The organism is Methylocystis sp. (assembly GCF_021731785.1).
GTDB lineage: Bacteria > Pseudomonadota > Alphaproteobacteria > Rhizobiales > Beijerinckiaceae > Methylocystis.
Genome location: NZ_JAKFWS010000013.1, coordinates 1 through 23,951 on the forward strand (window position 1 = coordinate 1; position 23,951 = coordinate 23,951).

General features: G+C 62.2%; 21 protein-coding genes, 1 other RNA gene and 1 pseudogene. 9 read left to right on the top strand and 14 right to left on the bottom strand.

Features of this window, described 5'->3' with window-relative positions; translation table 11 throughout:
* From QZ964_RS02735 to QZ964_RS02760, 6 genes are all read left to right on the top strand, one after another.
* Positions 1-2,693 (top strand): phosphoenolpyruvate carboxylase (locus QZ964_RS02735; RefSeq protein ID WP_292528585.1); only part of this gene is annotated, 2,693 nt, incomplete at its 5' end.
* Positions 2,694-2,715: 22 nt separating this feature from the next.
* Positions 2,716-3,687 carry a CoA ester lyase gene (locus QZ964_RS02740; RefSeq protein ID WP_292528587.1) on the top strand — a complete coding sequence of 324 codons (972 nt, stop codon included), beginning with the start codon at positions 2,716-2,718 and terminating at the stop codon, positions 3,685-3,687.
* An 81-nt stretch (positions 3,688-3,768) separates the two neighbouring features.
* Entirely contained in the window at positions 3,769-5,043 is a 1,275-nt protein-coding gene (locus QZ964_RS02745) for a glycerate kinase (protein ID WP_292528589.1), read from the top strand.
* Between the two features lie 107 nt (positions 5,044-5,150).
* Entirely contained in the window at positions 5,151-6,002 is an 852-nt protein-coding gene (locus QZ964_RS02750; RefSeq protein WP_292528591.1) for an NADPH-dependent oxidoreductase, read from the top strand.
* 24 nt (positions 6,003-6,026) lie between these two features.
* Positions 6,027-6,734: a class I SAM-dependent methyltransferase gene (locus tag QZ964_RS02755; RefSeq protein ID WP_292528592.1), complete on the top strand. Its 708-nt coding sequence runs from the start codon at positions 6,027-6,029 to the stop codon at positions 6,732-6,734.
* 2 nt (positions 6,735-6,736) lie between these two features.
* Entirely contained in the window at positions 6,737-8,032 is a 1,296-nt protein-coding gene (locus tag QZ964_RS02760) for an MFS transporter (RefSeq protein ID WP_292528594.1), read from the top strand.
* Here QZ964_RS02760 and QZ964_RS02765 read toward each other — a convergent pair.
* From QZ964_RS02765 to QZ964_RS02795, 7 genes and pseudogenes are all read right to left on the bottom strand, one after another.
* Positions 7,998-8,492, bottom strand: a complete 495-nt coding sequence (locus QZ964_RS02765) for a VOC family protein (RefSeq protein ID WP_292528596.1) — start codon at positions 8,490-8,492, stop codon at positions 7,998-8,000. The two genes, QZ964_RS02760 and QZ964_RS02765, sit on opposite strands and share 35 nt — an antisense overlap.
* A 61-nt stretch (positions 8,493-8,553) precedes the next feature.
* On the bottom strand, positions 8,554-10,362 hold the full coding sequence (locus QZ964_RS02770; RefSeq protein ID WP_292528599.1) for an ABC-F family ATP-binding cassette domain-containing protein: 1,809 nt from the start codon (positions 10,360-10,362) through the stop codon (positions 8,554-8,556).
* A 299-nt stretch (positions 10,363-10,661) separates the two neighbouring features.
* A complete protein-coding gene (locus QZ964_RS02775; protein WP_292528600.1) occupies positions 10,662-12,296 on the bottom strand; it encodes a L,D-transpeptidase family protein in 1,635 nt (544 codons plus the stop codon).
* Positions 12,297-12,599: 303 nt separating this feature from the next.
* Entirely contained in the window at positions 12,600-12,884 is a 285-nt protein-coding gene (locus QZ964_RS02780; protein WP_292528602.1) for a type II toxin-antitoxin system HicB family antitoxin, read from the bottom strand.
* 115 nt (positions 12,885-12,999) lie between these two features.
* Positions 13,000-13,083, bottom strand: a pseudogene (locus tag QZ964_RS02785) (type II toxin-antitoxin system HicA family toxin); the annotation flags it as partial.
* A gap of 156 nt (positions 13,084-13,239) precedes the next feature.
* The gene (locus tag QZ964_RS02790) at positions 13,240-15,603 is read right to left on the bottom strand and encodes an ATP-dependent helicase (protein WP_292528604.1); all 2,364 of its coding nucleotides are present in this window, start codon (positions 15,601-15,603) and stop codon (positions 13,240-13,242) included.
* A gap of 82 nt (positions 15,604-15,685) precedes the next feature.
* Positions 15,686-16,681, bottom strand: coding sequence for an HAD family hydrolase (locus tag QZ964_RS02795; RefSeq protein WP_292528606.1), 996 nt, complete (start codon positions 16,679-16,681; stop codon positions 15,686-15,688).
* Between the two features lie 150 nt (positions 16,682-16,831).
* Between QZ964_RS02795 and QZ964_RS02800 the strand changes: the two genes are divergently transcribed.
* The gene (locus QZ964_RS02800) at positions 16,832-18,406 is read left to right on the top strand and encodes an arylsulfatase (RefSeq protein WP_292528608.1); all 1,575 of its coding nucleotides are present in this window, start codon (positions 16,832-16,834) and stop codon (positions 18,404-18,406) included.
* Between the two features lie 58 nt (positions 18,407-18,464).
* The gene (locus QZ964_RS02805) at positions 18,465-18,884 is read left to right on the top strand and encodes a hypothetical protein (protein ID WP_292528610.1); all 420 of its coding nucleotides are present in this window, start codon (positions 18,465-18,467) and stop codon (positions 18,882-18,884) included.
* 75 nt (positions 18,885-18,959) lie between these two features.
* Here QZ964_RS02805 and QZ964_RS02810 read toward each other — a convergent pair whose 3' ends face one another.
* The 6 genes from QZ964_RS02810 to QZ964_RS02835 form a co-directional block, all read right to left on the bottom strand.
* Positions 18,960-19,208, bottom strand: a complete 249-nt coding sequence (locus tag QZ964_RS02810) for a ribbon-helix-helix domain-containing protein (protein WP_292528612.1) — start codon at positions 19,206-19,208, stop codon at positions 18,960-18,962.
* Positions 19,205-19,399, bottom strand: a complete 195-nt coding sequence (locus QZ964_RS02815; protein ID WP_292528614.1) for a DUF4169 family protein — start codon at positions 19,397-19,399, stop codon at positions 19,205-19,207. Before QZ964_RS02815 ends, QZ964_RS02810 begins: the two co-directional genes overlap by 4 nt.
* Positions 19,399-20,013: an SspB family protein gene (locus tag QZ964_RS02820; protein WP_292528616.1), complete on the bottom strand. Its 615-nt coding sequence runs from the start codon at positions 20,011-20,013 to the stop codon at positions 19,399-19,401. The genes QZ964_RS02815 and QZ964_RS02820 overlap by 1 nt, the downstream gene beginning before the upstream one ends.
* A gap of 101 nt (positions 20,014-20,114) precedes the next feature.
* Positions 20,115-20,474: a transfer-messenger RNA gene (gene ssrA, locus QZ964_RS02825) on the bottom strand.
* Positions 20,475-20,560: 86 nt separating this feature from the next.
* Positions 20,561-21,166: an aminoacyl-tRNA hydrolase gene (pth, locus tag QZ964_RS02830; protein ID WP_292528618.1), complete on the bottom strand. Its 606-nt coding sequence runs from the start codon at positions 21,164-21,166 to the stop codon at positions 20,561-20,563.
* Positions 21,167-21,230: 64 nt separating this feature from the next.
* A complete protein-coding gene (locus QZ964_RS02835) occupies positions 21,231-21,872 on the bottom strand; it encodes a 50S ribosomal protein L25/general stress protein Ctc (RefSeq protein WP_292528620.1) in 642 nt (213 codons plus the stop codon).
* 242 nt (positions 21,873-22,114) lie between these two features.
* On the opposite strand from QZ964_RS02835, the gene QZ964_RS02840 reads away from it, so the two are divergent.
* The gene (locus QZ964_RS02840) at positions 22,115-22,444 is read left to right on the top strand and encodes a PepSY domain-containing protein (protein WP_292528621.1); all 330 of its coding nucleotides are present in this window, start codon (positions 22,115-22,117) and stop codon (positions 22,442-22,444) included.
* Between the two features lie 16 nt (positions 22,445-22,460).
* Here QZ964_RS02840 and QZ964_RS02845 read toward each other — a convergent pair whose 3' ends face one another.
* Complete coding sequence (locus QZ964_RS02845; protein WP_292528622.1) at positions 22,461-23,945, bottom strand: CoA transferase; 1,485 nt, start codon at positions 23,943-23,945, stop codon at positions 22,461-22,463.
* Positions 23,946-23,951: the final 6 nt, after the last annotated feature.

A 23,951-nucleotide genomic window follows, 5' to 3' on the forward strand; every position in this document is an offset into this window, starting at 1 on the left:
CGACTCGTTCGGTCACCGAAGCGTCCGCTTTTCTGCGTGAACAGTTGCTCACCGTCATTCGCCGTCACACGCCGGAGATCGAGGCGGTGGTGCGCGACTCCAAGGCGGGCGCGGGTCTCGAGCCGCGCCAGATGGCGCGCGCGCTTCAGGCGCAGGGCATCCTGTTTCAGCTCGTCTCCATCGCCGAACAGGCCTACGCCATGCGCCGGCGCCGGCGGATCGAGCGCGAGAAAGGCCACGACAAGCTGCTCGGCACGTTCGACTACGTCTTGTCGAGCGCCGCGGCTTCGGGAGTCGCCGCCGATGAGATTCGCGCGCAATTGCAGACGCTGCGCATCCGCCCCGTCATCACCGCCCATCCGACCGAGGCGAAGCGCGTTTCGATCCTTGAAAAGTATCGCCGCATCTATCTGCTGATGCGCGAACTTGAATCGACCCGCTGGACCGACCGCGAGCGCGAAGCGCTGGTCAAGTCGATCTATGATCAGATCGAACTTCTGTGGCTCACTGGCGAATTGCACCTCGAGAAACCCACTGTCGATCAGGAAGTCGCCTGGGGTCAGCACTTCTTTCACGAGAGCCTTTTCGATCTCGCGCCGGAGCTTCTGTCGTCCTGCGAACGTGCGCTGAAACGTCACTATCCAAACGAGACGTTCGAAGTCGCGCCCTTCTTCCAGTTCGGTTCCTGGATTGGCGGCGACCGCGACGGCAATCCGTTCGTGACGAACGACGTTACGCGCCGCACGATGCGCGAAAACGCCTCCGCGAGCCTCCACTACTATCGAACGCGCTTCGTCGATCTCGCGCGCATGCTGTCGATCAGTCAGCGCGCCGCTGATATACCTGCGTCGTTCCGCGAGGAATTGGCTGAACGTCTCGCCGCGCTGCCGGACGGTCCCGTCATCGAAGCGCGCAATCAGAACGAGCCTTACCGGCAGTTCGTTTCGACGATCCTGCGCAAGCTCGATCAGACGCTGCGCGCCGTTAACGCCGAGCCGACGACTGGTCCGCGCTATGCGAGCGCCGACGAACTCATCGCCGACGTGCTGGCGCTCGAAAAGGCGCTCAATGAAGCCAAGAGCGACGCGCTTGCGACGGATCTCGTACGCCCGCTGCGCCGCGCGGTGGAAACCTTCCGCTTCAGCACGGTGCGCCTCGACATCCGCCAGAACACCACCCGCACCACGCAGGCGCTCGAGGAGCTGTGGCGCATAAAGACTGGCGGCGCGACGCCGCCAGACCTCGATGCTCCCGAATGGCGCCAGTGGCTTCTCGCCGAGCTTGCAAAGCCGCGTACGACGCCTGTTCCGCGCGACAAGCTCTCAGCTGATACGCGCGACGTCATCGAGATGTTCGAAGTGGTCGCCGAGATGCGGGCGCAGCTCGACCGCGAAGCCTTCGGCGGATTCATTTTGTCGATGACGCGTTCGGCGGTCGACGTGCTCGGCGTCTATCTGCTCGCCAAGGAGGCGGGGCTGTTCCTTGACGAACCCGGCGTCGAGATACTGACGTTGCCGATCGTGCCGCTCTTCGAGACGATCGGCGATCTGCGCGCCGCGCCGGCGATCATGCGCGATCTCCTGCAGGTTCCCGTCGTGCGCCGCTCGACGCGCTGGCAGGGCAATCTGCAAGAGGTGATGATCGGCTATTCCGACTCCAACAAGGACGGCGGCTTTTTGTCGTCGAACTGGGAGCTGTTCAAGGCGCAGGCGCGCCTCTCTCAGGTTGGACGGGAGCAGGGCGTCGCGATCGCTTTCTTCCATGGACGCGGCGGCTCGGTGTCGCGCGGCGGCGCGCCGACCGGCCACGCCATCGCGGCGCAGCCGGCGGGCTCGATTCGCGGGCGGTTCCGAGTCACCGAGCAGGGCGAGGTCGTCTCGTTCAAATACGCCAATCGCGGCACGGCGGCCTACCAGATGGAACTCTTGGCGTCGTCTGTGTTCCAGCACGCGCTAAAGTCCGAACGCGAGGAAGCGCTGGCGCCGCATGCTGAATTCGACGAGGCGCTTGAGGAGATTTCCGGCGCTTCCTTTGCCGCTTACGCGAAATTTATCGGCGATCCCGACCTTGTCGCCTATTTCCAGGCCGCGAGCCCGCTCGAAGAGATTTCGCTTCTCAACATCGGGTCGCGGCCGGCGCGGCGCTTCGGCGCCAAAAGCCTCGCGGATTTGCGCGCGATCCCCTGGGTTTTCGCCTGGGCGCAGAACCGCCATTCGATCACCGGCTGGTACGGGGTCGGCTCGGGGTTGAAGAACTTCATTGACGTGCGCGGCGACCGCGGTTTCGAGCTCTTGCGCCGCATGTTCGAAGATTCGCGGATGTTCCGGCTCATTATCGACGAGGTCGAGAAGACGCTCGCGCTCGTCGATCTCTCGATCGCCAGGCAATATGCCGGACTTGTCGCGGACGAAGCCGTTCGAACCAAAATCTTCAAGGCGATCGAAGAGGAATTTGGCTTGACGCGCGAGATGGCGCTGCGCGTCACCGGCGGCGTCGAACTGGCGGATCGTTTCAAGGAATATCAGGCGCGGCTGTCGCATCGCCTGCAGACCATCAACGAGGTCAATCGCGAGCAGGTGGCCCTGCTTCGCCGGTTCCGCGAGGCAAAGGACGAAGCGGAGAAGGAGGCCGTCAAAGTGCCTCTGCTGCTTTCGATCAGCTGCGTCGCCGCCGGCCTCGGGGCCACAGGCTAATTCAACAGGAAGGGGTAATGATATGAGCTTCACTTTGATTGAGCAGGCGACGCCGCGTCTCCACCGCTCTGAGCTTGCCGTGCCGGGATCGGCGCCGGGCATGTTTGAAAAAGCCGCGCAGTCGAAAGCCGATCAGATCTTCCTTGATCTTGAGGACGCCGTCGCGCCCGACGACAAGGAACAGGCGCGCAAGAACATCATCCAGGGCCTCAACGACATCGACTGGGGCAAGAAGGTGATGACTCTGCGCATCAACGGTCTCGACACGCAGTACTGCTATCGCGACGTCGTCGACGTTCTCGAAAACTGCCCGCGTCTCGACATCGTGCTGATCCCGAAGGTCGGGGTTCCGGCCGACGTCTACGCGATCGACATGATGATCACGCAGATCGAGCAGTACAAAAAGCGCACCAAGAAGATCGGCATCGAAATCCTCATCGAGACCGCGCTCGGCATGGCCAATGTGGAAGCCATCGCGCAGTCGTCCAAGCGCCTTGAGGCGATGTCCTTCGGCGTCGCCGACTATGCGGCGTCGACCCGCGCCCGCACCACCGTCATCGGCGGCGTCAACCCGGATTACGGCGTGCTCACCGACAAGGACGCGAGCGGCAATCGCGAATATTACTGGGCCGATCAGTGGCACGCGGCGCAGACGCGGATGATGGTCGCTTGCCGCGCCTATGGCCTGCGCCCGATCGACGGCCCGTTCGGCGACTTCGGCGATCCGGACGGCTATATCGCCGCCGCCAAGCGCGCCGCGGTGCTCGGTTATGAAGGCAAATGGGCGATCCATCCGTCGCAGATCGAGCTCGCCAATCAGGTCTTCACGCCGTCCGAGGCGGAAGTGACCAAGGCGCGCCGCATTCTCGACGCGATGGCGCAGGCCGCCAAGGAAGGCAAGGGCGCTGTCTCTCTCGACGGCCGCCTGATCGACATCGCCTCGATCCGCATGGCCGAGGCGCTGATCGAAAAAGCCAACGCGATGGCGGCGTAAGAACGCGAAACGCTGGGCGCGACCTTCTCCCGCAAGCGGGAGAAGGGAACAACAGCGAATTGTGAACGGACTTCGAAGCCCATGTCCCAAGAACACCGCCAGCTTCTGCGCGCAATGTTTGACGCCGCCGTCGGCGCTGCATCGCCGGCGATCTGCCTGCCGCCCCATCTTGCGAAGATCGCGCTGCCGAAGGGCCGCACCGTCGTCGTTGGGGCCGGCAAGGCCGCGGCGTCCATGGCGGCTGCGGTCGAAGCGCATTGGAACGGTCCGCTCGAAGGTCTGGTCGTCACGCGCTACGAGCATGGCGCGCCGACAAAACACATCGAAGTTATCGAAGCGTCGCATCCGGTTCCCGACGCCGCAGGCCGCGAGGCCGCGAAGCGCATTTTGCAAAAAGTGCAGGGGCTTTCCGAAGGCGATCTCGTCCTCGCGCTGATTTCCGGCGGCGGCTCGGCGCTGATGGCGCTGCCGGCCGAGGGCGTGACGCTCGAGGAAAAGCAGGCGGTCAACAAGGCGCTGTTAAAGAGCGGCGCGAATATTTCCGAGATGAATTGCGTGCGCAAGCACCTCTCGGCGATCAAGGGCGGGCGTCTCGCCCGCGCCGCGGCGCCGGCGCGCGTCGTGGCGCTGATGATTTCCGACGTGCCCAATGACGATCTCTCGGTCATCGCCTCCGGCCCGACCGTTCCCGATCCGACGACGCGCCAAGACGCGCTCGCCGTCATCGCGAAATATAAGATCGACGCGCCGGCGGCGGTGCTGGCGCATCTGCAAGAGAGCGCATGTGAAACGCCCAAGCCCGGCGACGCCATTTTTGAAAAAGTGCAGAACATTCTCATCGCTACGCCGCAAGGCTCGCTCGACGCGGCCGCTGCCGTAGCTAAGGCGGCGGGGTTCACGCCCTGCATCCTCGGCGATCTTGAAGGCGAGTCGCGCGACGTGGCGCTGGTGCACGCCGGCATCGCAAAGCAGATCGCGCTTCATGGCCAGCCTTTCGCGCCGCCGGTCGCGATCATTTCCGGGGGCGAAACGACGGTCACGGTGCGCGGCAAGGGGCGGGGCGGACGCGACGCCGAATTTCTGCTGGGGCTGACGCTCGCGCTCGAAGGCTTTGGCGGCATATCGGCGATCGCCTGCGACACCGACGGCATCGACGGCAGCGAAGACAACGCCGGGGCGATCATGACCGCGGATTCCTTCGAGCGCGCGAAAAAGTCAGGCGTCGATCTGAAGGCGCTCTTCGCGAATAATGACGCTTATACCGCGTTCGAGAAGCTTGGCGACCTCATCGTGACCAAGCCCACGCGCACAAACGTCAACGACTTCCGCGCGATACTGGTGCCTAAACCGGTCTGAAGTCTTCCAACCCGAAGTGTTGGACCGTTGCGCCCGGCTTGCTAAACTGAGGCAAGAGCGCTGTGACAAGCTTGGCTTGCCGCGCATCCTTTTACAATTGGAAGCTCATGAACAAGCCTTTAAGCCTGCAACCCTTCGATCCTCGCGGCGCGGCGGCGATGTTTGAGCGCTATCGTCGCGACGACTCGCCAAAGCCGACGCAGTGGAACGACACGCTCGACCTTATTCTTGCGCATCGTTCGCATCGAAATTTCCTGCGCGAGCCGCTGCCCGAAGGCGCGCTGGAGATCATTGTGGCCGCCGCGCAGTCGGCGTCGACATCGTCGAATCTGCAAGTCTGGAGCGTCGTCGCCGTAGAGGATCAGGCCCGCAAAACCCGTCTTGCGGACCTCGCCGGCGGTCAGAAACATATCCACAATGCGCCGCTGTTTCTCGTTTGGCTTTGCGATCTCGCGCGATTGGAGAATCTCGGGCGCGATAGGGGCCGCGATGCGGCCGGACTGTCATACTTTGAAATGTTCCTGACCGGCGTCGTCGACGCCGCGCTTGCCGCGCAGAATGCCGTCTCTGCGCTTGAATCGATCGGCCTCGGCTGCTGCTATATCGGCGCGATGCGCAACAAGCCGGAAGACGTGGCGAAGGAACTGAACCTGCCGCCGAACGTCTTCGCCGTCTTCGGCATGGCCGTCGGCGTTCCCGATCCGGCGGCCAACGCCGCGGTCAAACCGCGCCTCGGTCAGGGAGCGGTGCTTCATCGCGAGCAATATCATTGGGGCGATGCGCAGCGCGAGGCGATCGAGACGCTCGATGAAAAGTTCAAGGAGTTCCAGAAGGAGCAGGGCCTGCCGGATCAGGGCTGGATTCGACAGGCGTTGTCGCGGGTGCGCGGGCCGGAGGCGTTGAGCGGACGCGAACGAATCCGCGAGGCTTTGAATGCGCTGGGCTTCGCTCTTAAGTAAAGCGACGACGAAGGGGCTGGCTCTATGGACGCTCGTGTGACCAACGCCTATTCAGGCGAGATTTTCGATCTTTGGGACACCTATAAGAAGGTCGTCGTCAAGGATTTCATGTTTCACGCTGCGCTCAGCGAGGAGGTCGAACGCGCCTTGCGCGCGCGTTTCCGGGGCGGCGACTTTTCCCTGCTCGATCTCGGTTGCGGCGATGCGCATGTTTTCGCGCCGATTTTGAGCCGCGTCCCGCCGGCGAGCTACAAGGGGGTCGATCTTTCCGACACTGCGCTGGCGCTTGCCGCCGAGAATCTCAAATCCCTGCCATGTCCGGTGCGGCTTGCGCATAGCGACATGCTGTCGGCGCTCGCTGACGGCGTGACCTACGACGTCATACACAGCAGTTTCGTTCTTCATCATCTTGCGACCGAGGACAAAGCGGAGTTTTTCCACCGCGCGGCGCGCGCGCTCGCGCCCGGCGGCGTGCTGTTGCTCGTCGACACGATGCGCGAGGAAAACGAAACCCGCGAAGACTATTTGAAGCATTACTTCGATTGGATCGAGAAGGATTGGACCGGGCTTTCGCGCGCCGAAAAGGACGCGATCTACGAGCATGTCTCGACCAGCGACTACCCGGAGCCATTGTCGCTTTTGGAGCGGCAGGCGCAGGCGGCGGGTCTCGAACGCCTGGCCGGCGACATCCCGCATCGCTGGCATCATCTCATGCGCTTTGAGCGAGCCTAGCCATGTCAGAAGCGGCGCTTGCAGCCGCACGAAAGCCGCAAGCGCCGCGCGAGGTCGTCGACGCCGATCGCGTCGTCGCGAAGGCGGCGCGGCGACTGGTCCCCTTTCTCGTCACGGCCTTTATCGTCGCTTATCTCGACCGCGTGAACATCGGCTTCGCGGCGCTGACGATGAATGGCGAACTCGGCTTCACCCCGGAATTCTTCGGCTGGGGCGCCGGCGTCTTCTTTATCGGCTATTGCCTGTTCGAAGCGCCGAGCAATTACATCATGCACCGCGTCGGCGCGCGCATGTGGATTGCGCGGATCATGGTCAGCTGGGGCCTCGTTTCGGCGCTCACCGCCTTCATTTGGAACGAGGCGAGCTTCGTGGTTCTGCGGCTGCTGCTCGGCGTGATGGAAGCCGGTTTTGCGCCCGGCGTCATTCTCTATCTCACCTATTGGATTCCCGCCGCACAGCGCGCGCGCGTTCTCGCCGGCTTTCTCATCGCGGTGCCTGTGTCGAGCGCGATCGGATCGCCGATCTCCGGGCTCATCCTGGCGACGATGGATGGTGTCGGGGGGATCAGCGGCTGGCGCTGGCTGTTCCTGATGGAGGCGCTGCCGTCGGTCATTCTCGGGATTGTCTGCTTCTTTTATTTGCCTGACGGACCTCAGTCGGCGAAATGGCTCACTCCCGGCGAAAAAGCCTCGTTGCGCGCCGTGCTCGAGCGCGAATCCGGCAAGGATCATGGCGACCATTGGCGCACGCTGAAGGATATGCGCGTTCTCATTCTCGGCGTCGCCTATTTCGGCATCGTCATCGCCCTTTACGGCTTGAGCTTCTGGCTTCCACAAATCATCAAGGCGTTCGGCTTTGGCGTCGTCTCCACAAGTTTGCTGGCGTCGATTCCCTACATCTGCGCCGCGCTCGCGATGTGGGCGTGGAGCCGCAGCTCCGACCGCCGGCGCGAGACCATTGGCCACACGGCGCTTGCCAGCGTCATTGGCGCAATCGGACTCGCCTGCGCCGCCTATGCGCCGACGCCATTGCTGTCGATGATCGCGCTGTCCGTCGCCGCCATCGGCGCGATCGCGGCGCTGCCGACCTTTTGGAGCTTCGCTACCCTGGCGCTCGGTTCGGGAGACGGCGTCGTCGGCGTCGCGGTGATCAATTCCATCGGCAATATTTCGGGCTTCGCCGGGCCTTATCTCGTCGGCCTCATCAAAGGCGCGACCGGCGAATTTTCTGACGCGCTGCTGGCGCTCGCCTTGGGACCGCTCGTCACCGCGCTCCTGCTTTTGCGGGCGCGGCGTTGAGCGAATAACAAATATCGAGCGCGCGGCGTTTGAGCTCGTCCACAGTGATCTCTTCCTTGCGCGTCGATAACACCCACACATGGCCGAAAGGATCGCGAACTGTTCCGCTGCGATCGCCGTAGAACATATTTTGCAGCCCGCAGACTTTGGTCGCGCCGGCTTCGATCGCTTTGACGAAGCTCGAATCAACGTCGGGCACATAGACATTTAGGCTTATCGAAGAACCGCCGAGCGCTCTCGGCGGCGTCAATCCACCCTCTTCATAAACATCGGCGAGCATAACAATCGAATCGCCGATCATGATCTCTGCATGGGCGATCAGACCATTGGGGAGTTGAACGCGCACGCGCTCCTTGGCGCCAAAAGCGCCTTTATAAAAGTCGAGCGCCTTAGCTGCGCCTGCGATGCAGAGATAGGGCGTCACTGTGCCATAAGGCGCCGGAGCCGATTTGTCGGTCATGTTTCCCTCCCGCTCTGCTGTACTAAGATAACGCGCTCAGGCTTAAGGCAAGAGCCGCCGTTTACCCCTCTATCTCTTCGCGCTTAATCTCCAGCTCCAGCCATTCCTCTTCGGCAGTGGAGAGATCGGCTTCAGCGGCGGCGAAAGCCTCGCTCGCTTTGGCGAATCCGGCCGGATCGCGCGCATAGAGTTGCGGGTCGTCCAGCACTCGATGCAGCTTGGCGCATTTCTCCCGCAACGAGTCGATCCTGCCAGGCAGAGTTGAGAGCGCGTGCTGCTCCTTGAAAGAAAGCTTCGGTTTCGCCGCCGCCTTTTCGCGCGGCGCCGGCTTCTCTTTCGAGTCCCGCGTCGAGGCCGACGCGCCGAGCGTCTCGACGCCCTTGCCGCGCTGCGCGACCATGTCGCTATAGCCGCCGGCATATTCGATCCAACGCCCGTCGCCTTCGCTCATCAGCACGCTTGTCGCGACGCGATCGAGAAAATCGCGATCGTGGCTGACGACGATGAGCGTGCCGGGATAATCGGCGAGCATTTCTTCTAGGAGATCGAGCGTTTCGAGATCGAGGTCGTTGGTCGGTTCGTCGAGCACGAGAAGATTGGACGGCTTGGCTAGCGCGCGCGCAAGCAACAGGCGTCCACGTTCGCCGCCCGAGAGCCTGCCGATCGGCGTGCGCGCCTGTTCGGGCTTGAACAGGAAATCTTTCATATAGCCGACGACGTGACGCCGTTCGCCATTGATCTCGATCGTGTCGGACCCGCCGCCAGTCAGCGCGTCCTGCAATGTCGTTGCCGGATCGAGGCTTGCCCGGCTTTGCTCGAGAGTCGCCATCTCGATATTGGCCCCGTGGCGAATCTTGCCGCCGTCAGGCGCAAGCGCGCCGGTCAGGAGACTGACGAGCGTGGTCTTGCCGGCGCCGTTCGCCCCGACGATTCCGAGGCGATCGCCGCGCTGAATGCGCGTCGTGAAATTGTCGACGATGACGCGTTCGCCGTAGGATTTGCCGATCTTTATCGCCTCAATGACGAGCTTGCCGGAAAGCTGCGCTTCGCTGGCTTCAAGCTTCACGTCGCCCGTCGGCATGACGCGGTTGCGGCGCTCGGCGCGGAGATGATGCAGGCCGGCAAGCCGCTTCATATTGCGCTTGCGCCGACCCGAGACGCCGTGGCGCAGCCAATGTTCCTCGGCGACGATTCTACGCGCCAATTTGTGCTGCTGCTTGTCTTCTTCCTCCAGTTCGCGGTCGCGCCACGCTTCGAACTCCTTGAAGCCGCGCGCCAGATGGCGCGTTTGGCCGCGATCGATCCACAGCGTTTCTCGGGTCAGGTCCTGAAGAAAGCGGCGGTCGTGGCTGATGAGGACGAGCGCCGAGCGAAGCGCGGCAAGCTTTGCTTCAAGCCAGAGGATCGTCGGCAGATCGAGATGGTTCGTCGGCTCGTCGAGCAGCAGAATGTCGGGCTCGGGCGCCAGAACGCGGGCGAGCGCCGCGCGCCGCGCCTCGCCGCCAGAGAGGTGCGCCGGGTGTTCATCGCCTTGGAGCCCGAGATCGTTGAGCAGCGTCCTGGCGACGTGAGGATCGTCCAGCGGGCCAAGCCCTGCTTCGACATAGGCGAGGGCGGTGGGGAAGCCTGAAAAGTCCGGCTCCTGCGGAAGATAGCGTAAGCTCGCGCCGGGCTGCAGAAAGCGTGTCCCGCCGTCGGGCTCGATTTCGCCCGCCGCGATCTTGAGCAGCGTAGATTTGCCGGAGCCGTTGCGGCCGACGACGCACAGCCGCGCGCCGGGCGCGACGGAGAGATCGGCGCCGTCGAGCAGCGGCTTTCCGCCGAGAGTCAGCGTCACGCCTTGCAGAGCGAGGAGGGGCGGCGGGGACATTCGAAGCTTAGCAGCGTCTTGTGGACATGAGATAAGCTTCTTCCACGCCGCCGCGCCCCTTGTCACCCCCGGCGTTGGCCTTAGACCTCGACGCAAATGCTCGCAGTCCGTTACCGCGAAAGTGAAGGACTCATACGAAATCCGTTTCGACGGCTCGGGGGTCATTCCCGACGCGCGCAAGGCGCGAGATCCGGAATCCAGAGCAAAACCAGCATTCTTGGAGTGGCCTTGGATTCCCGGTCAGGCCTTCGGCCTGCCGGGAATGACAGTCGCAACGAACGGATCAACCGAAATGCGTATCAGGCGCCCAGCCCCAACGCCGTTCGCACCCGCGCCGAATAGCCATAGAGATCAGGGCGCAGCACGATTCGCCCGCCTTCGTCGACATAGGCGGTGAAATATTCGATGTGGATCGGCAGCGGTTTCGAAAGATTGATGTAGCGTTCCGAACCGCCGATCAGCCGGCGCACGCGGCTCTCCGACCAGCCGCCGCCGGGGCCGAGCACGGCTTCGGCGAGCGCGAAGGGCGCATCGACGCGCATGCAGCCATGGCTGAAGGCGCGATGCGACGCGGCGAACAGATTGCGCGACGGCGTGTCGTGCAGATAGACCGAGAAGTCGTTCGGGAACATGAATTTGATGCGGCCAAGCGCATTGCGTTCGCCCGGCGGCTGGCGCACCACGAGCTTGCCGCGGCGATAGGACACGTCGAAGCCGCTCGCCGCGATGGCGGCGACGTCGCCATTGGCCTTCGGCAGCATCTCCTTGTTCAGGATCGACGGCGGCACGTTCCAATAGGGATTGACGATGATGTATTGCAGCGCGTTCGAGAAAATAGGCGTCGGCGTCGTCTCCTTGCCGACGATGATTCGCGTGCGATGCGTCACCTCGCCGTTGCGCACGACGGCGAGCTCAAAGTCAGGGATGTTGACTTCGACCCGCTCGTCGCCGAGGTCGCGTGGCAGCCAGCGCCAGCGCTCCATATTGGCGATGATTTCAGCCTCGACGCGCGCGGTCGAAGCGTTGGCGGGCGCGGCTGCGCGCCGCCGTTTGGACTTGCTTGTCGGCGGCAGCGCGTCGCTCTGCGAGACGCCGTCAGCGGCTGCGTAACGTCGATCGGCAACCGGCGCGGCGGCGCGCTGCGCCCTCAGCTCGATCAGTTTTTCGCGCAGCTGCTGATAACCGTAATGCGCGGGATTATAGGCCTGCAGCGCATCGCCTGCGGTTTCGCCGGCGCCGGCGATGTCCACGACGGCGCGCGCCGGATCGGGCAGGGTGGTCTTCGCGCCGATGAGGCGAGAGATGCGCTCGGGGTCGACCCTAGCGCCGCGCGCCTGCAGCGCATAAGCGGCGACCGCTTCCGAGAGGGCAAAATCGTCCGCCGCCGCAGGCGCGACCTTCTCCGAGTCCGGCGTGGCGTATGCATGGAGATCGAGACCGTCGTCGGCGGCGCGCGCGAGCCGCGCCAGCGCCGCCCGCGCCGAAGCGCGCCATTCGCCATTCTCGATCCACAAGGGCGCGAAATTTTTGGCGGCGTAAGCGGCGGCCAATGCCGCGCGCAGGCGGCGGCGATCCGGCGCTGCGGCGGCCTCGCCAGCCCAGGCGTCGAGCGCCAAGGCGAGTTCGCGGTTCTCTGCGGGCTGCAGGCTCCAGGCGAGGTCGAGCGGGTCCGGCTGAGCTGGCGCGGCGCGCGGCGCGGCGTCAAGCAACGCTGCCGCGGGCGCGGCGTCTGTGAAGGCGAAATCGGGATTATCCAGCGGCGCCCGCGTCGGGACGTGCGCCGCGCCAAACAGCGCGACGAGCGGCGGCGGGTCGAAGACTTCGGCGCGGCGCGGCGGATATTGATGCGCTAGCGCAGGCGCCGCGAACGCCGAAACGATCGCGGATGCAACAGCGATATAGAAAATTCGCCCGGCCTTTTCGCCAGCAGTCATGGCTCATCCTCGCGCGAACCTCGTCGCGGCGAGGTCTGGGCGTCTTTTGCGTGAAAATCTGTGCGATGGCGCAAACGCGCGGCGCTTCGCCAGTGCTTCGACGTAAACAGTAATGCGCGACGTCGGGCTTGTGAATCGGCAAGGACCCGCAGTCGCCGCTCGGACGCCGAAAAAGCCGGACTGTGGCGGCGACGCTACAGTGGCGCCGGGCTTGGAATCTAGCTTAGCGAGGCGTCATCTCATCGCGTCTCTCACCGCGTCATGGCCGCGCTTGTCGCGGCCATCCACGCGACAGTCGACGGATCAAGCAGCCTGACGCAACGGATGATGCTCAATGAGCGCGACCATGTAGCGCGCAATGTCTTCCGCGATTTCGGGATCGCGCTTCAACTCGGTCAATGCGCGTGGCGGCGGAACATCGTCGCCGTGCTCTTTCGCAACATCGATCCACAGAGCGAGCGCCTCGGCGGCATTCAGCATCGCCGCGTCCAATGAGTCGCCAGCGGAGACGCAACCGGGCAAGTCTGGAAACCAGACGCCGACCGCCTTGCCTTCTTCCTCTTCGACAATGGCGACGTAATGCGTCATGCGTCTCAGTCCTTCGGCCACCCCGCAGCCTTATAGATTTTCCAGACCAGGCCAGGGCAAGGTCTTTTTTCGGATGGGGCAAGGGGATTATGGCGCCAGTTTTGGGATTGCGAAAGACGTGGTGCGATCCGGTTATGCGCTCAAGCACCCAGCCGTCCTTTTCAAGGCGGCGCTTGATGTCGCGGCTGTTGGTGCGCATCGCGTTTCCTCGTCTCTTCAAGATGCGAGGAATTTACCATCGGCTTTGACGCGTCAATTGAGCGGTCCATTTTTTGGGGACTTGGGAGCGCTACAACGAAGGAGCGCCGCAACGAAAATTGCTCTTTTAAGATATCTCAACGGCAGCATATTATACTCACCCCGCCTCGACAAAACTCTCCAGCACCATCTTCCTGCCGGCCTTGTCGAAATCGACGGTGAGCTTGTTGCCGTCGACCGCCGCCACGGAGCCCGGCCCGAACTTCAAGTGAAACACCCGCGCGCCGACCGAAAAACGCGATCCGCCGGATGACCGCGCGATCACTTCGCCGTCGATCGTCATCGGCTGCTTGCCGCGCGCGCCGCGCGACTCGCGCGCCGTGTCGCTGCGCGCGTTGTCGCCCCGCGCCGCCTGCGCCCGCTTCCAGCCCGGCGTCGCATAGTCTGAACCATAAACGTCGAGATTGGCGAAGCGCGAGACGCCATAAGAGCCATATTGCGAGCCGCTCGGCGCTTCGACCACTTCGACATTGTCGGATGGCAGATTGTCGATGAAGCGCGAGGGCACGGTCGGCTGCCACAGACCGTGAATGCGCCGGTTGCTGGCAAAATAAATTTTGGCGCGCCGCTTGGCGCGCGTCAGCCCGACATAGGCGAGCCGGCGCTCCTCTTCGAGGCCGGCGCGTCCCTGTTCGTCGAGCGTGCGCTGGCTTGGAAAGAGGCCCTCCTCCCAGCCGGGCAGATAGACGGTCTCGAATTCGAGGCCCTTTGCGCCATGCAGCGTCATGATCGACACGCGCTCCTGATCAACGGCGCTGTCGGTCTCCATGACGAGCGACACATGTTCGAGAAACGCGGCGAGATCGGGAAAAGCCTCCATCGCCCGAACAAGCTCTTTCAAATTGTCGAGTCGCCCGGCGGCCTCGGGCGTCTTGTCGGCGCGCCACATCTCCGTATAGCCGGATTCATCGAGGACCTGCTCGGCAAGCTCATGCTGCGGCTTGGAATCGATCAGCGTGCGCCAGCGATCGAAATCGCCGATAAGGCTGCGCAGCGCGCCGCGGGGCTTGGGTTTAAGCTCCTCGCTCTCGGTCAAAAAACGCGCCGCCTGCATCAGCGGCACGCGTTCGCGCCGCGCATATTCATGCAGCATTTGCAGCGTCGCGTCGCCCAACCCGCGTTTGGGCGTATTGACGATGCGCTCAAAAGCGAGATCGTCGGCCGGCTGGGCGACGCAGCGGAGGTACGCGAGCGCGTCGCGGATTTCGAGCCTCTCATAGAAGCGCGGACCGCCGATGACGCGATAGGGCAGGCCGATCTCGACGAAGCGCTCTTCGAATTCGCGCATCTGAAACGAGGCGCGCACCAGAATCGCAATCTCTTCAAGCGAATCGCCTTTGCGGCTCAACTGCTCGATGTCCTCGCCGACGACCCGCGCCTCTTCCTGGCTGTCCCAAACGCCGGTCAGCGTCGGCTTTTCGCCCTCATCGCCATCGGTGAACAGCGTTTTGCCGAACCTTCCTTCATTGTGCGAGATGAGATGCGAGGCGGCGGCGAGAATATGCCCGGTGGAGCGGTAATTGCGCTCCAGGCGGATTACTTTCGCGCCAGGAAAATCCTGATCGAAACGCAGGATGTTTTCGACCTCGGCGCCGCGCCAGCCATAGACGCTTTGATCGTCGTCGCCGACGCAGCAGAGATTTTGTTGCCCCGGCGCGCGCGCCTGCGAGATCAGCCGCAGCCACAGATATTGCGCGATATTGGTGTCCTGATATTCGTCGACGAGAATATATTTGAACCGGCGCTGATAATCGGCGAGCACGTCCGGATTGTCGCGAAACAGCCGCAGGCTCTCCATCAGGAGATCGCCGAAATCGACGGCGTTCAGAACCTTGAGCCGCTCCTGATAGAGCGCGTAAAGCGCCGCGCCCTTGCCGTTGGCGAAGCTCTCGGCCTCGCCGGCGGGAAGCTGCGCCGGGGTCAGTCCGCGATTCTTCCAGCCGTCGATGCGCATGGCGAGCGCGCGCGCCGGCCAGCGCTTGTCGTCGATATTCTCGGCCTGCAGCACCTGCTTCAACAGGCGAATCTGGTCGTCGACATCGAGAATGGTGAAGTTTGGCTTTAAGCCGACGAGTTCGGCGTGGCGGCGCAGGATCTTGGCGCTGATCGCGTGAAACGTACCGAGCCATTGCATGGCTTGCGCACCTTCGCCGACCAGCGCCTCGACGCGCTCGCGCATTTCGCGCGCCGCCTTGTTGGTGAAGGTGACGGCGAGGATTTCAAAGGCGCGCGCCTTGCCGAGCGCCAGAATATGGGCGATGCGCGTCGTCAGCGCCCGAGTCTTGCCGGTGCCGGCGCCGGCGAGCACCAGCACCGGACCGTCGAGCGTCTCGACCGCGGCGCGCTGCTCGGGATTGAGCGCATCGAGATAGCGCGGCCTTCCGGTCGCCGCCGCGCGCGCGGCGAGCCCGCCCGTCTGCGGCGTATAATCGTCGGGCTGGGACGATAGGCTGCTTTTCATGATTCTCCCATCATATAGGAGAACGGATGGGGAATCACGAGATTGGGCGGCCAAGACCGTGGCCGCGGGCGCTCCGTCCCACCTAGGGACCGGATTTTGAAAAAACACTCTTCCAATCATTCTTCATGCTGACGACAATCCATCCACGCGCCTGCGCCTCGTCGAGACTGCGGTTCAGGCGCCCGACGGAAGAGTTGCGGTCATAGGCGGCCTCCCTCTGCGCGTCGTCGTGGTGAATAATGAGGCCGAAGCGCGCGCCTTTGCCGGCGGTCGTCCATTGCAGCATTTCGAAATCGCCGTCGGAATTGCCGAAGGCGGCGATGGGACGTCGACCAAGATATTCATTGATCCCGACGGGCTTTCCAGCCTTGTCGTCGATGAAGTTGATTTTGGGTTCTCGCAAGAGCATGGGCGCGCCGTCTTTGACGACGAATTTCGTAACGATCGTCGAGCCAATAATCATATCCGGCGGCACGCCATAGACACGTTCGGCGAAAGCTCTGATGAATTCGGAGCCGTCCCCCGAAACGATATAGGTCTTGAAACCATTGGCGCGCAGGTAGGCGAGCAACTCAAGCATAGGCTGATAAACGAGATCATCGTATCGTCGCTTGAAATGAGGGTGGAGCGCCGTTGCAAGCCATTGCGCGACGATCGCCTGGAATTCCTCCGGCGTATTGCCCGCATGCGTTGCGGTGACGAGACGCAATGCATTTTTCTCGCCCCCAGAGGCGAGAGTCTTGAAATCATTTTCCAGCGCCGCCTTGAAGGGCTGCTTCTTGCGCCATTCGGGATGTTTGGGCGCAAGCGCCTTCACCCGATCGAGCGCGAAGAAGAGTTGCGAATAGGCGGGCCACTCGGTCCAGAGCGTTCCGTCATTGTCGAAAACGGCGATGCGATCCTCAGGCTTTACAAATTCGAGCCCGCCATCGGCTGTCGTCCGAGCGACAAAGGCGATGATCGCCTGCTTGGCGGCACCGTCGTTCCAAGACGGAAGAGCGTCCAGAGCCAGCGCCGGGCGCAAGAAAAAAACCGCTAATGTGAATGCGACGAAGCCGAACACCCGCACTATTTTCATTCCGTTTGCTCGATCGGCAAGCCTGCAATTGGCGTTGCGATTGGCGTTCAAACGCGGCGCTTGCAGGCTCGGTTTAGCCTTGTAGAAGCCAAGGAGGGGGCTATCTGTGGGAAAATATAGGCAATCGATCACAAGAGAGGGAGGGCGTTCATGCGACTAGTTGCGGTCTTAACGCTCGCGGGCGCGTTGGCTAGCCCGCTCGCTGCTGCGCAAGCCCAGACGACAAAAAAACCACATATCGTGGTGATTTGGGGCGACGATATCGGACAGTCGAACATTAGCGCCTATACCAACGGACTGATGGGCTATCGTACGCCCAATATCGACTCCATCGCCCAGCAAGGCATGATCTTTACGGATTATTATGGCGAACAGAGCTGCACCGCGGGACGCGCCTCTTTCATTACGGGGCAGAGCGGATTGCGCACCGGCCTAACCAAAGTCGGTCTGCCGGGCGCGGACCTCGGATTGCGCAAGGAAGACCCGACGATCGCCGAGCTTCTCAAGGCGCAAGGCTATGCGACAGGCCAATTCGGCAAGAACCATCTTGGCGACAAGGATGAGTTTCTGCCTACGGCGCATGGCTTCGACGAATTCTATGGAAACCTTTATCACCTGAATGCTGAGGAAGAGCCCGAACTGCCGGATTATCCGAAAGCCAACGACCCGGAATTCCCCAATTTTCGCAAGGATTTCGGCCCGCGCGGCGTCATCCACAGCTTCGCGACGGCGAATGGCGGTCAGAAAGTCGAAGACACAGGGCCGCTGACCCGGGAGCGAATGGAAACCATCGATGACGACGTAGCCGCTAGAGTCGTTGATTTCCTCGAAAAGCAGGTGAAAGCCGATAAGCCAGTTTTTCTGTGGCTGAACTTCACCCACATGCATTTTCGCACGCATGCAAAACCCAGAAGCGTCGGCCAATCGGGGCGCTGGAACGGGCCATATGCGGATGTGATGATCGATCACGATAAGAACGTCGGGACCGTTCTTCAAAAGATCAAAGATCTCGGGATTGAGGATCAGACGATCGTCTTCTATTCGACCGACAACGGGCCCCATATGAATTCTTGGCCGGATGCGGCGATGACGCCCTTCCGCAACGAGAAGAACTCCAACTGGGAAGGCGCCTATCGCGTGCCGGCGATGGTTCGCTGGCCTGGCAAGATCAAGCCAGGTTCCGTGTCCAACGAGATCATTTCGCATCTCGACTGGATGCCGACGCTTCTCGCAGCCGCAGGCGTGCCGGACATAAAGGAAAAATTGCTGAAGGGTTACAAGATCGGAAAATCCAACTACAAAGTCCATCTGGATGGTTACAATCTACTACCCTATCTGACAGGCGAGGAAGATAAGGGCCCGCGCAGAGAGTTCTTTTACATATCCGATGATGGCGATCTGACGGGACTTCGGTTTGACAATTGGAAGTTCGTTTTTTCAGAACAAAGAGCGCCGGGCACGTTGCGCGTTTGGGCCGAGCCGCTGACCAATCTTCGCGTGCCGCTGATTTTCAACCTCCGCATGGACCCCTATGAGCGCGCGAACATAACGTCAAACACCTATTACGACTGGCTGCTCGATCATGCGTTCATGCTGATCCCCGCACAGACCTATGTCGGACGATATCTGGCGACGTTCAAAGACTATCCGCCTCGTCAGAAGGCCGCGACTTTCTCGATCGATCAGGTCATGGAAAAGCTGAAACGACCGCTGCATCGCGATTGAATGACAACCATTCGGCGGGCGCCAACGATATGAACGCTCGCAAGCGTAAGGCGCACGCATGCCCTTCAAAATGTCGACCTTTGTCTTTTGGTCTGGTGTTTACAACGCCGTCTTGGCCTCATTTTTGACGTTCCCGCCGCTTTATCGGGCGATTGGACTGAATATCTGTTCGCCCGTGTGGGGATGGCTTATTGCAGGATTTTTAGCTTACACCTGCGTTGTGCTGATTTTCGCCTCGCGGAATCTGATCCAGCGCGGCGCATTGGTCTATTGGGAGTCGTTACTCCGTTATGTCGCGGCGATCGTGCTCATTCCGGCTGGCGTGTTCGGCGATGTTGGTTTGATTGCCGCTCTGCTGGGCTTGGGCGACCTCGTCATCGGCCTCATTTATGCGTTCGGCCTGCCGAGAGAACTTGCCGTGTCACACCGCGCCTTGCTTTTTGCAGAGTCGGTTGAAGTAGAAAACGAGCCGGCGTAACCAGAGCGGGAGAGCGACTGCTCTCGGCGAAATTGCGACCTCGCTAGCGACTTTGGCCAGCGGACTCGGAGGGGTTCAAGAACGCCCCAGCGCCCGTTCCAGCACGAACACCCGCAACGCCGAGGATAAATTTGCTTCGCCTCTCCCAGCGTCCACCCGCGCGATCAGCGCCGCAAGCGAGATGCCTTCCTGTGTCGCAATGTCCTTCAGCGCCCGCCAGAAGGCGTCCTCAAGCGACACGCTGGTTCGGTGGCCGGCGATAACGACCGAATGTTTGACGACCCGGCGGGAGTTGGCGTCTTGAGGCGTAAAAGCCTCGCTCACGCTTGATCGTCCGCTTCCCGATCGCGCTTATGCGCGTCGAGCCTCGCCGTCTCTAAACGAGCCTGCGCGGCGCTAATTTCGCGTTCGGATTTCAAACGCCCATGCGCGGCGCGGTTCGCCTGCGCCTGATCGTCCTTCGCGCGCCTATCGCGCTGTTTGCGGGCGCGGCGCAGATTGACGATCTCGCCCATCAGGGCTTTTTGCGGAAGGCGTCGATCGAGACGATCTTGTCGTCGCCTTCCTCTTTCGTTTCGACGGTCCGGAGCTTTCTTAGCTTCTCGCCGGCCGGCGCCTTGGCCGGCTCTGACTTAGACTCGACCTTTGCGGGCTCGACCTTGGCGGGCTCGGTTTTGACCGGCTTGAGCTCCCTGACCGGCTCCGGCTTCTTGAGAAGGCTCGGACCTGCCGAAGGCGACTCCTCTTCCGTCTCCTCATCCGCATCATCTTCTGCATCCTCGAAGCTCAAGCCGAATTTGACCGCGGGATCGAAGAAGCCGGTGACGGCCGCGAAGGGCACGTAAAGATGCTCGGGGATCGAGCGGAAGGACAAAGTGACGCCGAAGCCTTCGTCGTCGACTTCGAGATTCGAATATTGATGCTGCAGGATGATCGTCAGTTCGCGCGGCCATTGCTCGGCGAGGCGACGCGAAATCGTCACGCCCGGCGCGTCGGTGCGGAAGCTGATGGTGAAGTGATGATCGCCCGGCAGATAGCCGTTTTCCGCGGCGTCGTTCAGCACTTTGCGCATGACGCCGCGCATGGCGTCCTGGACGAGAAGATCGTAACGAATAATGTCTTTGGCCATTGCTTCGCGCCAAACCGCCATCTGCATGGTCGTCCGGCTGCCGCTTCCGACCATCATGTTGCCGCGCTTTGCGCCACCGCGGCGCGGCGCGAAAAGAATTAAGTGGAGGCTTCTGTTGCCAGGCGCCTCCTGACCCCGCCTAGAAGTGCAAACCCCTAGGGCTTAATTCCCAGTTTGGGCGCTGCATTACGCAGCGACGGCCACCGGAGCATAGTTGTCGTTGGCAACTATAAGGTTTGACCCGATAACGGCGGTATCATGCCGAGCGAAAAATCACCCTTTACGCCCTCGTCGATCCTATTTCGCCCCCGCCGAAACCCGCCGCAGGCGACGGGCTTAGGTGGAGGCGCCGGGTACCGCCCCCGGGTCCGAATGGTTTATTACGGTGTCCGTTTATCGCCATAGCCGCCGCAAGCGACGGCAAATTGAATATAGGCGGTTGCGGGATTTTGTGAAAGGGCCGGCTGTGCGCAAGTCTCTCGAAGCCTTTGCGCGCGCGGCGGCTCGCTGAACCGTTTCGCTCGCGCCGGATCCGCCGAAGCCGCGACTATGCCTCGCCCACGCGTTTCAGCGTCCCGAAGCCCTTCGCGTCCATCGCGAGATGCAGCCTGTTCTGTACCCCGGCGTCGTCGCCCTTGATGAGGAGCGCGGCGTTTTCGGCGATCGCCTCGCAGAGCGCAGCCACCCAGGGCTCCTCGCTCTTGGCGAAATCGCTCAGCACATAGGAATGCACCAGCGCCTTATCGCCGGGATGGCCGATGCCGAGCCGCAACCGCTTATAGTCGTTGCCGATATGGGCTGTGATCGAGCGCAGCCCGTTATGGCCTGCGACGCCGCCGCCCGTCTTGATCCGGCATTTTCCCGGCGCGAGATCGAGTTCGTCGTGAAGGACCACGATCTCATCGAGGCCGATCTTGTGAAAACGCGCCGCTTCGCCGACCGAGCGGCCGCTCTCGTTCATAAAGGTTTGCGGCGCGAGCAGCATGACGCGTTCGCCGCCAATCGTTCCCTCGCTGATGAGGCCTTGGAAGCGCGCCCGCGCCTTTGGGAAGGCATGGCGCCTGGCGATCGCTTCGAGCGCCATGAAGCCGATATTGTGCCGGTTCCTGGCGTAAGCGCGTCCGGGATTGCCGAGTCCGACGAGGAGCAGCATGTGAGCCTCTGACAAAAAAATGGCCGGGCGAACCCGGCCATTATCACGGCAAGCTTTGCAGCGCTTACTTCTTCTTTTCGTCCTTGGCGGGAGCGGCTGCAGGCGCCGCTGCGGTCGGAGCTTCTTCCTCGGCGGCGCCGCCCGCTGGCGGCGACAGGCTCGCCACGGTGAAATCCTTGTCCGGATTTGTCGGCCTACATCCTTCCGGGAGCGGAATCGCCGAAATATGCAGCGAATCGTTGAAGTCCATGCCCGTCAAATCGGCGGTGACGGCTTCCGGAATATTGTCGGCCGGCACCCACATCTCCACCGTGTGGTAGACGATGTTGAGCGCGCCGCCGCGTTTGATGCCGGGCGCCGCCTCCTGGTTGATGAAATGCACCGGCACGTTGACCCGCAGCCGCGAGCCTGGCTTCAGGCGCAGAAAATCGACATGGATCGGCGTATCCTTGACGACATCGAGCTGATAGTCGCGCGGGATCGCGCGCTCTTTCTTGCCGTCGATGTCGAGCTCGAAAATCGTCGTGAGGAAGTGACCGGAAAAGATCAGGTGGGTCACGTTCTTCTTGTCGAGCGAGAGCGGCTGCGGCGCTTCGCCGCCACCATACAGAACTGCTGGAATGCGGCCCTCACGGCGAACGCTGCGGGCGGCCCCCTTGCCTGTCCCGCTGCGCACCGTGGCCGCGAGCTTTTTGGTCTCGGCCATGTCGGTGTCCTTTAAGTCAAAAGAAAAGGCGCTGCTTCGCCTCCAGGGGTGTCGGAAACGCAAGCGCCGCGGCGCTTATAGGCGAGCGCGCTCAGGTAGGCAAGCGAAGCGCAAAACAATTGCGAGCGACCCTTTCCGATCGCGGATTGCGCTTCATATGGCCGCAGATCGCCCATCCTTTGGGCGGCATGGCGCAGCCGCGGCTTGGTTGCGGTCGCCACTGCAAGAGAAAGGGCTCGAACATGCGTATTCTGGCGACTTGCATCGCGCTTCTCGGACTGGTCGGATTGGCGGCGACTCCAGCTCAGGCCGACCGTCGGCTCACCGATCAGGAGAAGTCAAGCATCCGATCGGCGATGAAAGACATGGGATGTTCCGGCGGCAAAATGGAATTCGACGACGGAAAATTCGAGGTCGATGACGCCAATTGTCAGGACGGAAAACGGTATGATCTCAAGTTCGATCGCAATTTCAAGATGACCAGCAAGGAGCTTGAAGACAAGAATGGCCGTCGCGAATACTATGGGAGCGGGCGGCACAACAAGCGCGACAACAGGCACGATACGTATTAACGCCGGCTCTGAGCAGTCAGAGGATTTGCCGTCCGCGCATATGTGCGACGCTGCGCCGGAAGATCGAGGTTGGCCGGTGCAGCGGCGCGATGGGGGCGACAGGGTCAGGTCCCCACCCGATGTCCAACGTTGAGGAACCAGGAAAGCTTCCAGCCCGGTCGACATAGGGTGGGGTCTTTTCCAACTGAATCGCCGGCGCAACCCGCGTTAGCAGGCCGATCGGCGAGTCCTGGTCGACCAGGTAACGATTGAGATCGTCCTGGCCGATTGGAACTGGCGCTTCCGCGTTGGCGGCGAAACCTATGCCGAGCATCGCCGTCCCGGCGAGCGATATACGAACGATCCAGCGGCCGCCTTCCTCAGCGCGGCGCAGTAGTGCGGCGAGAACGCCGAGAGCGCCGAGACAACCTGAACCGTAATCATTGAAATAGGCTGGAATGAGCGCAGGTTCGCCGAGTTTCGCGCTGTGCGTCGCGGCGAGGCCAGTCGCGGCCTGAGCGAGCTGCTCCCAGCCGCGCCGCTCGGCCCAGGGGCCTTGGAAGCCGTAGGCGTTGACCTCGACGTAGATCAGGCGCGGGTTGATCCGCCATAACTCCTGCGGACTAAATCCACGGTTGGCCAGCGATCCCCATCGAAATCCCTGCACGAACACGTCGCAGTCGGAAACGAGATCCAGAGTGCGGGCGCGATCAGCGTCGGCGCGCAGGTCGATATAGGCGGCCTTCTTCCCGAAAGACGTGTCGATGTCGAAGCCGAGGATGTGGTCGAGATAGGGGTTGCGGCAGTGAATGACGTCGGCGCCGTGCTCCGCGAGCAGCTTGCCGATCGTCGGTCCGGCGACGACGTGCGTAAGATCGAGAACGCGGAGCCGCTCGAGCGGCCGCGCGTTCGCGGTTGGAAGCGCAACAGGCGGGGCGTCGCCATGCCGCAAGAGCTCGATCGGCGGCGCATCGGCGATCGCGCGGCCTTGCGGATGCGTCCGCCATTCTTCGGGGGTTCGCAGGATCGCGGCGCAAAGACCGAGCGCCGAAAGATCGTCTTCGATCGGCTGCGCATCGAAACGCGCGACGCTCTTGGCGATCGCCTCGGGTTCGTTTGGACAGTCGAGATAGCGCAATATGCCGTCGCGCAGATGCTGATAGGCGCCATTGAAGAATATGTGCCGCCCGTCGCGGGTGCGATAGAAATTATTCACCGCCGTATGCACGGCGCTAATGTCGAATTGCCAGCCGCTTTGAAAGAAATAGGCGATCTCGTTGAACAGCAGGCCAGCGTGTCGTCGATCGACCGTCACACGCTGGGCGCCGAGACCGCGGCGCTCGCCGATAAAGGCGACCGTTGCCCCGATCGTCCCCATGAGCGCGACCGCGAAGTCGTGAACCTCGATTGGCGAATCGATGTATCCCGGAGTCTGGTCGACATGAACAGGGGACGAATATTGAGGCAGGCTCAGTCCCTGCGTGATCGCCGCGAGAATCTCTTTCTGCCGCTGGCTGAACACGTCTTC